Annotated in this window: 13 protein-coding genes; 5 read left to right on the forward strand and 8 right to left on the reverse strand. The window is 73.0% G+C overall.

Annotation, left to right across the window (positions count from 1 at the left end):
* Positions 1–102: 102 nt before the first annotated feature.
* From KUM32_RS08450 to sigE, 3 genes are all read right to left on the reverse strand, one after another.
* Entirely contained in the window at positions 103–1968 is a 1866-nt protein-coding gene (locus tag KUM32_RS08450; protein WP_217141179.1) for a trypsin-like peptidase domain-containing protein, read from the reverse strand.
* Between the two features lie 94 nt (positions 1969–2062).
* Positions 2063–2986 (reverse strand): anti-sigma factor, encoded by a 924-nt coding sequence (locus tag KUM32_RS08455; RefSeq protein WP_374227491.1) that lies wholly within the window; start codon positions 2984–2986, stop codon positions 2063–2065.
* 68 nt (positions 2987–3054) lie between these two features.
* Entirely contained in the window at positions 3055–3726 is a 672-nt protein-coding gene (gene sigE, locus KUM32_RS08460; protein ID WP_217141181.1) for an RNA polymerase sigma factor SigE, read from the reverse strand.
* A gap of 287 nt (positions 3727–4013) precedes the next feature.
* Between sigE and KUM32_RS08465 the strand changes: the two genes are divergently transcribed.
* Positions 4014–4712, forward strand: coding sequence for an O-methyltransferase (locus KUM32_RS08465; RefSeq protein WP_308408622.1), 699 nt, complete (start codon positions 4014–4016; stop codon positions 4710–4712).
* A 159-nt stretch (positions 4713–4871) separates the two neighbouring features.
* Here KUM32_RS08465 and KUM32_RS08470 read toward each other — a convergent pair whose 3' ends face one another.
* Positions 4872–5039 (reverse strand): DUF3117 domain-containing protein, encoded by a 168-nt coding sequence (locus KUM32_RS08470; protein ID WP_003966491.1) that lies wholly within the window; start codon positions 5037–5039, stop codon positions 4872–4874.
* Between the two features lie 379 nt (positions 5040–5418).
* On the opposite strand from KUM32_RS08470, the gene KUM32_RS08475 reads away from it, so the two are divergent.
* Positions 5419–6222 (forward strand): enoyl-CoA hydratase/isomerase family protein, encoded by an 804-nt coding sequence (locus KUM32_RS08475; RefSeq protein WP_217141182.1) that lies wholly within the window; start codon positions 5419–5421, stop codon positions 6220–6222.
* 39 nt (positions 6223–6261) lie between these two features.
* Here KUM32_RS08475 and KUM32_RS08480 read toward each other — a convergent pair whose 3' ends face one another.
* Positions 6262–6846, reverse strand: a complete 585-nt coding sequence (locus KUM32_RS08480) for a DNA-3-methyladenine glycosylase I (protein ID WP_217141183.1) — start codon at positions 6844–6846, stop codon at positions 6262–6264.
* The gene (locus KUM32_RS08485; RefSeq protein WP_217141341.1) at positions 6843–7202 is read right to left on the reverse strand and encodes a DivIVA domain-containing protein; all 360 of its coding nucleotides are present in this window, start codon (positions 7200–7202) and stop codon (positions 6843–6845) included. Before KUM32_RS08485 ends, KUM32_RS08480 begins: the two co-directional genes overlap by 4 nt.
* 317 nt (positions 7203–7519) lie before the next feature.
* On the opposite strand from KUM32_RS08485, the gene folP reads away from it, so the two are divergent.
* Positions 7520–8392: a dihydropteroate synthase gene (gene folP, locus KUM32_RS08490; protein WP_217141342.1), complete on the forward strand. Its 873-nt coding sequence runs from the start codon at positions 7520–7522 to the stop codon at positions 8390–8392.
* A gap of 298 nt (positions 8393–8690) precedes the next feature.
* Here the strand turns inward: folP and KUM32_RS08495 are convergent, their stop codons facing one another.
* Both KUM32_RS08495 and dapE read right to left on the reverse strand, forming a co-directional pair.
* Positions 8691–9449 (reverse strand): TIGR00730 family Rossman fold protein, encoded by a 759-nt coding sequence (locus KUM32_RS08495; protein WP_217141184.1) that lies wholly within the window; start codon positions 9447–9449, stop codon positions 8691–8693.
* 108 nt (positions 9450–9557) lie between these two features.
* Positions 9558–10637, reverse strand: a complete 1080-nt coding sequence (gene dapE, locus KUM32_RS08500; RefSeq protein WP_217141185.1) for a succinyl-diaminopimelate desuccinylase — start codon at positions 10635–10637, stop codon at positions 9558–9560.
* 96 nt (positions 10638–10733) lie between these two features.
* On the opposite strand from dapE, the gene KUM32_RS08505 reads away from it, so the two are divergent.
* Both KUM32_RS08505 and KUM32_RS08510 read left to right on the forward strand, forming a co-directional pair.
* The gene (locus KUM32_RS08505; protein ID WP_217141186.1) at positions 10734–11720 is read left to right on the forward strand and encodes a heavy metal transporter; all 987 of its coding nucleotides are present in this window, start codon (positions 10734–10736) and stop codon (positions 11718–11720) included.
* Between the two features lie 340 nt (positions 11721–12060).
* Positions 12061–12477 (forward strand): ATP-binding protein, encoded by a 417-nt coding sequence (locus tag KUM32_RS08510; protein ID WP_217141187.1) that lies wholly within the window; start codon positions 12061–12063, stop codon positions 12475–12477.
* Positions 12478–12533: the final 56 nt, after the last annotated feature.

Below are 12533 nucleotides of genomic sequence, written 5' to 3' on the forward strand. Positions count from 1 at the left end.
CCCCGGCCGACCGGTACCGTCCCGTCGCCCCCGAGCGGGTATATGCGAGCGTTTTCCGAATTGTTTGCCTTCCTGGCCCCTTGTCAGGACCTGTGCGGTGGTTCAGTCCCCGTCGGAGGAGCCGAGCACGAGTGAGACCTTCGTCTCCTTGCCGTCGCGCTCCAGCGTCAGCTCCAGGCGGTCGCCGGGGCGGTGGGCGCGGGTCTTGACGATGAGTTCCTCACCGGAGTGCACACGCCGGCCGTCGACCTCGGTGATCACGTCCCCGGCCCTGAGGCCGGCGGCGGCGCCGGGGCCGCCCGCGGTGACCGGGGGTCCGCCGTCGCCGCCCTTGGTGCCGACGCGGGCGCCGTCGCCCGTGTAGTTCATGTCGAGGGTGATGCCGATGACCGGGTGGGTCGCCTTGCCGGTGTTGATCAGTTCCTCGGCGACGCGCTTGCCCTGGTTGATGGGGATGGCGAAACCGAGCCCTATGGAGCCCGCCTGGCCGCCGTCCGGCTCGGCGCCGCCGCCGGCGGACCGGATGGCGGAGTTGATGCCGATGACCCGGCCCTGGGAGTCCAGCAGGGGGCCTCCGGAGTTGCCCGGGTTGATGGGCGCGTCGGTCTGCAGGGCGTCGACGTACGACACGTCGCTGCCGTCGCCCTCCTCGCCGCCCGCGGTGATGGGCCGCTCCTTGGCGCTGATGATGCCGGAGGTGACCGTGCCCGCCAGGTCGAAGGGCGCGCCGATGGCGACGACGGGGTCACCCACGTGGACGTTCTCGGAGTTGCCGAGGGGCATGGGGGTGAGGCCTCGCACGCCGCGCACCTTCACCACGGCGAGGTCGTATCCGCTGTCGCGGCCGACGACCGTGGCCTCGGCGGTGTCGCCGCTGTTGAAGGTGACGGTTATCTCGCCGCCGGATCCGGCGGGCTCCACGACGTGGTTGTTGGTCAGGATGTGGCCGTTGCCGTCGAGTACGAAGCCGGTCCCGGTGCCCGCCGCCTCGCCGCCGCTCGCGTGCAGCGTCACCACGCCGGGCAGGGCGCGGGCGGCGATCCCGGCCACGCTGTCCGGCGACCGCTCGGCCGGTTCCTTGCGGGCCTGTGGCAACTCCACCGTGCCCACGCCGCCGTTCCGCTCCAGGTACGCCCCTATGGCGCCGCCGATGCCGCCGGAGACCAGGGCGATCAGCAGACAACCGGCGACGAGCGCCCCTACGGCCCGCCTGCGCCGCTGTTCGGGCGTCCGGGTGACCGCACCGCTGTGCTGGAGAGGCGCGGCGGCGGCCGAGGCCGCCCAGGGGTCGTAGCGCCGCCAGGGATCGGGGACCGGGAACGCCGACGGCTCCGCCGGTGGGGCGGACACGGGAGGCGTCGCCGCCGCCGGCGTGCCGTGGGCCGGCGTGGTGCCCGCCCCGGCGGCGGGGTCGGGAGCCGCGGCGCCCGAGAGCGGGGACGACGCGGGACCCGTGGGCCCGCCGGGCGGGGGAGGCAGCGCCGACGCCCCCGTGCCATGGGCCGGCGGGACGGGAGGCGGTGCGTCCGCCAGGGACGGATCCGGTGCCGCTCCCGGAGGCGGGGTCAGGGCCGACGCCGACGGATGCTGCACCGGCGGGGCGGGGGCCCAGGGGCCCGGCTCACCGTACGGCGGGGTGCTGTACGGGTCGGGATCGTGCAACGGCTTCGGGCGCTCGGCGACGGTCACGGTGCCGCCGTCGGCGCCGGTCCCCGCACCCGCGGACGGGGCGGCGTCGTCGCTTCCGCCCGTCGGTGCCGGGCGGTCCAGTTCGTAGTCGCCCTCGGCGGTCGGCCGGGGCGGCGAGGGGCGTTCCAGCTCGAAGTCGCCTCCGTCGGACCCGTCGCCGCCGGTGCCGGTGGTGGGGGTCGTCCGCGGGCGTTCCAACTCGAAGTCGCCGTCGGTCGCGTCTCCGGACGAGCGGGGACGACTCCACCACTTCGCCTTCGTGGGCTTCCCCTCGTTCATGTTCTCCCCGCAGCTTGCCGCAGACCGTCGGCTCCAAGGGCTCTGATGCCATCCCGGATTCAATCAGGTTCGCGGGCCGGCGCGCAGATTCCGGTCAGGGAGCCGGGTAGCGGGACGGGGCGGGGCCGGGGACGGGTGCGGTGAGCAGGCCGGGTGGCCCGCCGTCGGCAGTCGTCGCCAGTGACGTCAGGGCCGGCAGGGCGAGCGGCGGAACCGCATCGAGCGGACGTATCAACGGGGACACCGCAGCGGCACCCGCCACCGGAGTGGTCAGTGCGCGCACGGACTGCTGCCGTGGATCGCCGCTCGCGGGGGCCGGCGGTCCTGGCAGCAGCGGTGCGGACACCGCGGTGGGTGCGACGGGGGTGTCGCCGAGCGTCCGAGGTTCCTGGACGTGTCCGAGCAGCGGCGTCCCCGAGCGGCGGCGCTGGCTGTCGGGGCTCGCGGCCGCTGCCGTGCCCTGTGTGCGCGTCGGCGTCACGTTGCTTCCGCTTCCCGAGCCCCGCGCCTCCGTCGTGGTGTCCGGCATGCCGACGGTGACGCCGCCCAGCGCGATCGCGGCCAGCGACACCGCGCCGGCGGCGGCACAGGCGAACCGCAGGCCGCGCGAGGCCGTCCGCTCGGATTCGTGCCGGCTCACGTCGTGGATCCGCAAGCCCCGTCCCTGCGGGGTTCCCGGGAGCACCGAGGCGTGCGTCCGGGCGGGAACGTAGTCGAACTCGAACCGCTCGCCCCGCTTCGTGCCGAAGACCCCGGTCGCCCCGAACCTTCCGGACAGGCCGGCCAGACCGTCGGAGAACCCTCCACCACCCGACGACGAGCCGCCACCGTCCGTCGCACCTCCCCCGGGAAGCCCCTGAAGGCGGGCGAGGAAGCTCTCGGAGGGGGCCGGCGGGGCCGCTTCCGCGAAGACGTTCTTCAACCGGCGCTGCGCGTCGACCTCCGCCTTGCACTTCGCGCAGGTGGCCACGTGCGCCAGCACGCGCTCACGCGCGTCATGACCGAGCTCTCCGTCCACCAGGGCGGAGAGTCGGTCTCCCAGATGCTGTTCTGCGAGGTGTCCCTCGGATTTCGGCCGTGACCCACTCACGCGCTCGTGCCCCCTCCTCCCAGTGCGGGAACACGGGCCGCGAACGAGCGACGCTCGGCACGCGCCTTGGGAGAACGGTGCGCGAGGGCCTTGCGCAGCTGGGAGCGGCCACGGTGGATACGGGAGCGCACCGTGCCGAGCTTCACGCCGAGGGTCGCGGCGATCTCCTCGTACGACAGCCCCTCGATGTCGCACAGGACGACGGCGGCCCGGAACTCGGGCGCCAGGGTGTCCAGGGCCTGCTGGACGTCCGCGTCGAAGTGAGCGTCGTGGAAGAGCTGCTGCGGGGTGGGCTCCTTGCTGGGCAGCCGCTCGGCCGCGTCGTCGCCGAGCGCGTCGAAGCGGATGCGCTGCTTGCGGCGGACCATGTCCAGGAAGAGGTTGGTGGTGATGCGGTGCAGCCAGCCCTCGAAGGTGCCCGGCGTGTAGGTCGACAAGGACCGGAAGACGCGGACGAAGACCTCCTGGGTGAGGTCCTCGGCGTCGTGCTGGTTACCGGTGAGGCGGTAGGCGAGGCGGTAGACCCGGCCGCTGTGGGTGCTGACGATCTCCTCCCATGTGGGCGGAGTCCACGCCTGCCCGTCCGCGTCGCTGGAGAAGGTCGCGGTCTGGGCGGGTCCCGTGGCGGGACCGTCGGCGTGGCTGTGGTCAGCAGCGGTGTTGTTCACGGATTTCGGCCTGCCTGCCGATCCGAGGAAGCGCCGCAGCACTCCTCCCCGATCCGCGGGTGCGGCCGCACCTCCCCTGTCGGCTCTGGTGGTGTCCAGTGGAGCCCCTACCATAGCCACCTCGCCCGTTAGCTCCGGATAAGCGGTTTTACGAGAATTTGATCTGGGCTGACACGGCTCGTACGGCTGCGTCAGCACTTGCTCGGCACCCTGGCCCAATTCGCCGCCCCCGTCGCAGTCCCGGCCGCTCGGTCGTCTCTTTGCTCTCCCCTTAAACGACCGGTCCCATCTGCGGGTTCCCGACACCAACGGATACAGTCACGCCGAGGCAACGACGGGGACAGGAGAGGGTCATTACCGGCAACCGGCAGACGAGCTGGGCGTTCTCCGACGCCTATGTCGCCGAGGACGACGCGCTGCGCTGGGCGCGCGACCGGGCCCGTGAGGCGGGCCTGCGCTCGGTGACCCCCGGCACGGGCGCCGCCCTGGGGTTGCTCGCCGCCGCCGTGGACGCCAAGGCGGTCGCGGAGATCGGGACCGGCTGCGGTGTCTCCGGGATCCACCTGCTGTACGGCATGCGGCCGGACGGGGTGCTGACCACGGTCGACCCGGAGCCGGAGCACCAGCAGTTCGCCCGCCAGGCCTTCCGGGCGGCGGGCTTCGCCAGCAACCGGGCCCGCTTCATCCCGGGCCGCGCCCTGGACGTCCTGCCCCGGCTCGCGGACGCCGGCTACGACCTCGTCTTCTGCGACGGCGACCGCCTGGAGTACCAGGACTACCTCGCCGAGGCATTGCGCCTGCTGCGCCCCGGAGGTCTCGTCGCCTTCGAGGGCGTGTTCGGCGCCGGCCGGACGATCGACTCCGGGCCGCAGCCCACGGAGGTGCTGCGGCTGAGGGAACTCCTGCGCACGGTCCGGGAGAGCCAGGAGCTGGTGCCGTCCCTGCTACCGGTGGGCGACGGGCTGCTGTGCGCGGTGAAGCGGTGAAGCGGTGGGCCAACGGAAAGTGGTGACCGACGTGACCGGCGAGAGCGGTCACCGAGGAGCGGTCACCGAGGAGCGGTCGCCGAGGAGAAACACAAAAAACAATCACCCCGGCACCATGTGCGGCACCGGGGCAATTGAACGGGTATGGTCGCTTGCGCGTCAGCCGACGACCTTCTTGAGGGCGTCGCCGAGCGCGTCGGCCTCGTCGGGGGTCAGCTCGACGACGAGTCGACCGCCGCCTTCGAGCGGAACGCGCATGACGATGCCCCGCCCCTCCTTGGTCACCTCGAGCGGGCCATCGCCCGTCCGCGGCTTCATGGCCGCCATGCTCGTTCCCCTTCCTGATACCAGCTCACCGTCACCGCCGACGGCCCGTGAGGGCACGCGCAGTCCGGCTTGGACGCGCGACACCGGCATCGAACACATTGCTTCCCAGCCATTATCCCGCATCCCAGGACCCGATGACCAACATCGGTCGGCATCGCTTGGGCAACGCGCGCGAGCAAAACCACTCAATTCGGGGACGTGCCTGCGATACTTCGCGCCCTCGCCCACTTCCACCGAATGGATACGGACCGGAATTCTTTGACGCAGGTCACACCGCCGGACCGGTCCGTCGCCGGTGATCTCCGTCATGCTGTCTCCCGGACACCGGAACACCAAGACGCACTCCCGGACACACGCCACGACGCGGAGGGGAAAATCCATGGCCGACACCGTGCTCCACGAGGTGAGCGACGGGCTCGCGACGATCACGCTGAACCGCCCGGAGGCGATGAACGCGCTGAACATCGAGACCAAGGTCGCGCTCCGGGACGCCGTGCGTTCCGCGGCGGCGGACGATGCCGTACGGGCGGTGCTGCTGACCGCGGCCGGCGAGCGGGCGTTCTGCGTCGGCCAGGACCTCAAGGAGCACATCGGGCTGCTGGCCTCCGACCGGGAGTCGGGCTCGGGCCAGACCATGAGCACGGTGCGCGAGCACTACAACCCGATCGTGCGGGCGCTGGCCGAGGCCGCCAAGCCGGTGGTCGCCGCCGTGAACGGCGTGGCGGCCGGAGCGGGGCTCGGTTTCGCGCTCGCGGCGGACTACCGGATCGTCGCGGACACGGCCACGTTCAACACGTCGTTCGCGGGCGTCGCGCTCACCGCCGACTCGGGCGTCTCCTGGACGCTGCCGCGCGTCGTCGGTCCGGGGCGCGCCGCCGACCTGCTGCTCTTCCCGCGCAGCATCGGCGCCCGGGAGGCGTACGACCTGGGCATCGCCAACCGGGTCGTGCCCGCCGCCGACCTGCGCACCGAGGCCGAGCGGACGGCGCGGGCGCTGGCCGAGGGGCCGACGGTGGCGTACGCCGCGTTGAAGGAGGCGATGGCGTACGGGCTGACGCACTCGCTCTCCGAGACGCTGGAAAAGGAGGACGAGCTGCAGTCCCGGGCGGGGGCCTCCGAGGACCACGCGATCGCGGTGCGGGCGTTCGTCAACAAGGAGAAGCCCCGGTACCTGGGCCGGTAGCCGCCGGCCGACGGCGTGGCGGGCGGGCCGCCGCGCGGCTCAGGCCCGCCGCGCCACGCACGCCGCCAGGTGGTCGTCGACCAGGCCGCACGCCTGCATCAGCGCGTACGCCGTCGTCGGGCCGACGAAACGCAGGCCCCGCTTCTTCAGGGCCTTGGACAGCGCCGTGGACTCGGGTGTGACGGCGGGGACGTCGGCGAGGGTCTTCGGCACCGGGCGGCCGGCCGGGTCCGGGGCGTGCGACCAGATCAGCTCGTCCAGCTCACCCGGGGCCCAGTCGGCCAGCACGCGCGCGTTGGCGAGGGTCGCGTCGATCTTGGCGCGGTTGCGGATGATGCCGGCGTCGGCGAGCAGGCGCTCGCGGTCCTCGTCGGTGAAGGCCGCCACCTTGGCGATCTCGAAGTCCGCGAAGGCGGTACGGAAGCCGGGGCGGCGGCGCAGGATGGTGATCCAGGACAGGCCGGACTGGAAGGCCTCCAGGCTGAGCCGTTCGTACAGGGCGTCGTCGCCGTGGACCGGGCGGCCCCACTCCTCGTCGTGGTAGGCCACGTAGTCCGCGGTGGACAGGGCCCAGGGGCAGCGCGGCGCGCCGTCCGGTCCCACGACGGCCTCTCCGGTGCTCACTGCTGCTCCTCCTGGGCCGGCTTCTCCATGGAGACGTGCCGGTGGGCGGCGGCGGCCCGGGCGCCGGCCAGCGCGGACTCCAGGTCGGCGATGCGGGCGTCACGCTCGGCCAGTTCGGCGCCGAGGCGGCCGAGGGCGTCGTCGACGTCCGCCATGCGGTAGCCGCGGACGACGAGCGGGAAACGGAGCCGCTCCACGTCCGCGCGGCCCACCGGGCGGTCCGGGGGCAGGGGATCCCGCAGCCGCTCCGGGGCGGCCTCGGGCAACGGCCCGCTGTCGCCGCCACTCACCACGGCGAGCGTGACCGCGGTGACCACGACGGCCAGCGCGATGACGAGGAACAGGAACATGACCATCGCTGGGGCCCCCATGGTCGGGTCTGGCATGGCGATCGCGTTGGATCCGCGGATCGCGTGGCTGGTTGGATCGGAGACGGAGTCGGACTCGGAGTCGGTTGTGTCGGGTCCGATCGTGCCATGCGAGTCTGACACTCCGGGTCACAGGCGGTCCAAGGCCGCTTCGGGGATTCGTGGGCCGGCCGGTGGGCGGGGGCGTGGTCCCGGTTCACGTGCCGGACCCGCGGGCCGGATTCGTGGGACGGATCCGCGGGGGACGGATGCGCAGGACGGTTTCCAAGGCGAGAGCGGGACGTGAGGACGGAATGGGCGAGGAGATGCCGCAGGGGACGCTCAGGCTGGGCAGGCGCGAGTTCGCGGCGCACGAGCCGGTGATCATGGCGATCGTGAACCGGACCCCGGACTCCTTCTACGACCGGGGGGCGACCTTCCGCGACGAGCCCGCCCTCGCACGCGTGGAGCAGGCGGTGGCCGACGGGGCCGCCATCATCGACGTCGGCGGGGTGAAGGCCGGGCCCGGGGACGAGGTGTCGGCGGAGGAGGAGGCGCGACGGACGGTGGGGTTCGTCGCGGAGGTGCGGCGGCGTTTCCCGGACGTCGTGATCAGCGTGGACACCTGGCGGCACGAGGTCGGCGAGGCCGTCTGCGAGGCGGGGGCGGACCTGTTGAACGACGCGTGGGGCGGCGTCGACCCCAAGCTCGCGGAGGTCGCCGCACGGTACGGGGTGGGGCTGGTGTGCACGCACGCCGGCGGCGCTCAGCCGCGGACGCGGCCGCACCGGGTGGCGTACGACGATGTCATGGCCGACATCCTGCGGGTGACGCTGGGGCTGGCCGAGCGGGCGGTGGCGCTGGGGGTGCCGCGGGAGGCCGTGCTGATCGATCCCGGGCACGACTTCGGGAAGAACACGCGGCACAGTCTGGAGGCGACGCGGCGGCTCGGGGAGATGGTGGAGACGGGGTGGCCGGTGCTGGTGTCCCTGTCCAACAAGGACTTCGTCGGGGAGACGCTGGACCGGCCCGTGAAGGAGCGGCTGCTCGGGACGCTGGCCACGACGGCGGTGTCGGCGTGGCTGGGGGCGCGGGTGTACCGGGTGCACGAGGTGGCGGAGACGCGGCAGGTTTTGGACATGGTGGCCACGATCGCGGGCCACCGGGCGCCTGCGGTGGCCCGGCGGGGGTTGGCGTAGGTGGGGTCGGTCTGGGCGTGATCCGTCTCGGTGGTGTGAGCGGTGGGGGGAACCGGCGTGGCCCAGGGTCGGCGACGGCACGCCCGAGGCCGCTCTCCCGGTCGGCGACGGCACGCCTGGGGCCGCTCCCGGTCGGCGACGGCACGCCCGAGGTGGCGGCCCGGGGCCGGCGGTGGGCAGCGTGGGCGCCCGGGGGCGGTCCCGGTCGGCGCGGGGGGCCGAGTCGGGCGCCGGCCGGGCGTGTCGGCGCCTTGAGCCCCGGCCGGAACCGCCCGGGAGCCCTCCGGCGCGGAAGACGCTAGCGTCCCGCTTCCTTGGAGACGAGGGCCACCGCCTCCTCCACGTCGTCCGTGACGTGGAAGAGCAGGAGGTCCTTCTCCGCGGCCTTGCCCTGGGCCACCAGGGTGTCGCGGAGCCAGTTCACCAGGCCGCCCCAGTACTCGGAGCCGAACAGGACGATCGGGAAGCGGGTCACCTTCTGGGTCTGGACCAGGGTGAGGGCCTCGAAGAGTTCGTCGAGGGTGCCGAGGCCGCCGGGCAGGACCACGAAGCCCTGCGCGTACTTGACGAACATCATCTTGCGGACGAAGAAGTAGCGGAAGTTCAGGCCGATGTCGACGTACGGGTTGAGCCCCTGCTCGAAGGGCAGCTCGATGCCGAGACCGACCGACGTGCCGTTCGCCTCCAGGGCGCCCTTGTTGGCCGCCTCCATGGCCCCGGGCCCACCGCCGGTGATGACCGCGAAGCCCGCCTCCACCAGGCCGCGGCCCAGCCGCACGCCCGCCTCGTACTCCGGTGAGTCCACCGCCGTACGGGCGGAGCCGAAGACGCTGATCGCGGGCGGGAGTTCGGCGAGCGTGCCGAAGCCCTCGATGAACTCCGACTGGATACGCAGGACTCGCCAGGGGTCGGTGTGGACCCAGTCCGTCGGAGCACGCTCGTCCAGCAGACGCTGGTCCGTGGTGCTCTTCTGGACCTGGCCCCGCCGCCGGAGGACAGGGCCCAGGCGCTGCTCCTCCGGTGGCCGCTTCTTGCCCTCGGGGTTGCCGGTGGCCATGCGCGCTCCCTCCGTTTGCGGGTTTCTCCACCTCAGCGTAGATCTACGCGGGTTACGTACGGGGGACCTCAGCATGTCCGGAACGCTGCGGCGTAAACCACCCTCGGGTCACGCGGTCAGCCAGGACCGCAGGCGCTCCTCCCCCGCGAGGATCTTCGCCACCTCGACCCGTTCGTCCCGCTTGTGCGCCAAGTGCGGGTTGCCGGGGCCGTAGTTGACCGCCGGGATGCCGAGCGCCGAGAAGCGTGACACGTCGGTCCAGCCGTACTTGGGCTGCGGGGTGCCGCCCACCGCCTCGATGAAGGCCGCCGCTGCCGGGTGCGAGAGCCCCGGCAGGGCCGCACCGCTGTGGTCGTCGACCACGAACTCCGCCACCCCGCAGTCCGCGAAGACCTCGCGGACGTGGGCGAGGGCGTCCTCCGGGCTGCGGTCGGGGGCGTAGCGGAAGTTGACGGTGACCACGCACTCGTCGGGGATGACGTTGCCCGCCACGCCGCCCGTGATACCGACCGCGTTGAGGCCCTCGCGGTACTCCAGGCCGTCGATCACCGGGTAGCGCGGTTCGTAGGCGGCCAGGCGCGCGAGGATGGGGGCGGCGGCGTGGATCGCGTTGGAACCCATCCAGCTCCGCGCGGAGTGGGCCCGTTCGCCCGTCGTCCTCAGCAACACCCGCAGCGTGCCCTGGCAGCCGCCCTCCACCTGGCCGTCCGACGGTTCGAGGAGCACCGCGAAGTCGCCCTCCAGCCACTCGGGGTGCGCCTCGGCGATGTGCCTCAGGCCGTTCAGCTCGGCGGCGACCTCCTCGTTGTCGTAGAAGACGAAGGTCAGGTCGCGGTTGGGGGCGGGCACCGTCGCCGCGATGCGCAGCTGGACCGCGACGCCCGCCTTCATGTCGCAGGTGCCGCAGCCCCACAGCACCCCGTCCTCGTCCAGCCGGGAGGGGAGGTTGCCGGCGATCGGCACGGTGTCGATGTGGCCGGCCAGGATCACGCGCTCCGGCCTGCCGAGGTTCGTACGGGCGACGACGTTGTTGCCGTACCGCTCGACCGACAGGTGCGGCAGGGCGCGCAGGGCGCTCTCGACGGCGTCGGCCAACGGCTCCTCGGTGCCGCTCTCGGAGGGGAAGTCGACGAGCCGCGCGGTGAGCTCCGCGGCGTCCAGCGTGAGGTCAAGCGGGGTATCGGCCATGGCCCCGACCCTAGCGCCCCGCCCTTTCGCACTGCCCTTTCGGGCACCGCGCACACCTGGCGTACACCCATCGTTACCCTCAAGTACCTTGTACGCGTGCTTCAGCCGTCACCACCCCGCAAGCGTCATGGCCGCCTTCTCCGTGCCGGGGCGGCCTCCGTCGCCCTGCTCGCGGTCGCCGGATACGTCGCGGTGCAGTACGTCACCGGGGGCGCGGGCGCGCCGGGGTGCAAGGTGGTCTCGGCGGAGGACGGCGGGGCGGCCTACGAGTTCACGCCGGAGCAGGCGGTGAACGCGGCGACGATCACCGCGGTGGGCACCGCGCGCGACCTGCCGGAGCGGGCGGTGACGATCGCGCTGGCGACCGCGCTGCAGGAGTCGGCGCTGCGCAACCTCGACCACGGCGACCGGGACTCGCTCGGCCTGTTCCAGCAGCGGCCCTCGCAGGGCTGGGGCAGCCCGGAGAAGATCATGGACCCGGCGTACTCGGCGGGCAGGTTCTACGACCGTCTGGTCGAGGTGCCCGGTTACACGGACCTCCCGCTGACCGTCGCCGCCCAGCGCGTGCAGCGCAGCGGCTTCCCCGAGGCGTACGCCAAGCACGAACCGGACGCCGCGCTGCTCGCCGCCGCGCTGACCGGACGGTCCGCGGCGACACTGACCTGTGACGGACGCCCCGGTGCGACGCGGACGAAGGGGCCGGACGCGGTACGGGCGGCGCTCGTACGGGACTTCGGGGACGCCGCGCTCCAGCCGGCCGGCGCGGACGCCTCCTCCAAGCCCACGCCCGCACCGGCCACCAGCGCCGCCGACGGCTCCGACGGCTCCGACGGACGGACCGTGACGCTGCCCGTGACCGCCGGTACCGGCTCGGGTGCCCGGGACGGCGCGGTGCGGCGCGGCTGGCAGCTGGCGCACTGGGCGGTGGCCAACGCCTCCTCGCTCCGCGTCGAAAGGGTCTCCTACGCCGGCCGGGTGTGGACCGCGGGAAACACCGACGGCAAGTGGTACCCGGCGGGCACGAGCGGCGCCGGGAGCGCGGAGCGGGCCCCGGGACCGGTCCGGATCACGTCCGCGCGGTAGCGCTCGGCCGTACGAGCCGTCACCCCTGCGAGTTGTCCGCACCGGCGCCGGGTGGACGCGGCGCGGGCGTCTCACGCCGGCACCCCTCCCAGCGGCCGGAGCCCGGGAGAGCCAAGTGGGGAAAGGATTCGGCGCGCGGCACCGTCGACCATCCTTTTGCCCGTTTTTATGGGCACCCGATAATGCGATGCATTACCAACTCTTTACGTGGGGCCGCCGCAACCTTCCGGCCCTTCGAGCGGTAGTCACTGCGTCCGAGCCCGGTCGATCACTCGCCGGGCGCGGTCGGATCCCTCTAGCACCTCGTCTTCCTCACGTTGACTTCCGTCGAAGGAGCATCATGTCTCTCCCCCTGTCCCGCCGGATCGCCCGTGCCGCGCTGCTCGTCGCCGCGGGAGCGGCTGCCGGGGTCGGTGCGGCCGGCTCCGCCAGCGCTGCTCCCGGCCTGCCGGCCACCCCGAACCTCGGGGGACTGACCGCCCTGGACGGGGCGAACGTCGGCGACACCGCCGGCTCCACGGCCCAGAACGTCACCAAGACCGCGGGCGACACCGGCGGCAAGACCGTCAAGAAGGCCGTGCCGGCAGCGGGCAAGACCGGTGGCTCGGTCGTCAAGAAGGCCACCCCCGCGGCGCAGAAGGGCGCCGGGGAGGTGACGGGCTCCGCCGGGGACATCGTCGGTGACACCACGCAGACCGCCACGAAGGGCGGACTGCCGACGGGCACGCTGGGCAAGGGGGCACTGCCGCTCGGCTGAGCACTTGGCCTGTACGACGACGGTCGCGGGCGGCGGGGTCTGGGGTTCCCAGGCCC

This window comes from Streptomyces sp. AC627_RSS907 (genome assembly GCF_019049165.1).

Excerpts from the sequence above, each read along its gene's own strand:
- dapE (WP_217141185.1), bottom strand. The coding sequence starts at position 10,637 with ATGGCCGATACCCCGCTTGACCTCACGCTGGACGCCGCGGAGCTCACC.
- folP (WP_217141342.1), top strand. The coding sequence starts at position 7,520 with ATGCCGCAGGGGACGCTCAGGCTGGGCAGGCGCGAGTTCGCGGCGCAC.
- KUM32_RS08470 (WP_003966491.1), bottom strand. The coding sequence starts at position 5,039 with ATGGCGGCCATGAAGCCGCGGACGGGCGATGGCCCGCTCGAGGTGACC.
- KUM32_RS08510 (WP_217141187.1), top strand. The coding sequence starts at position 12,061 with ATGTCTCTCCCCCTGTCCCGCCGGATCGCCCGTGCCGCGCTGCTCGTC.
- KUM32_RS08485 (WP_217141341.1), bottom strand. The coding sequence starts at position 7,202 with ATGGTCATGTTCCTGTTCCTCGTCATCGCGCTGGCCGTCGTGGTCACC.
- KUM32_RS08495 (WP_217141184.1), bottom strand. The coding sequence starts at position 9,449 with ATGGCCACCGGCAACCCCGAGGGCAAGAAGCGGCCACCGGAGGAGCAG.
- KUM32_RS08450 (WP_217141179.1), bottom strand. The coding sequence starts at position 1,968 with ATGAACGAGGGGAAGCCCACGAAGGCGAAGTGGTGGAGTCGTCCCCGC.
- KUM32_RS08475 (WP_217141182.1), top strand. The coding sequence starts at position 5,419 with ATGGCCGACACCGTGCTCCACGAGGTGAGCGACGGGCTCGCGACGATC.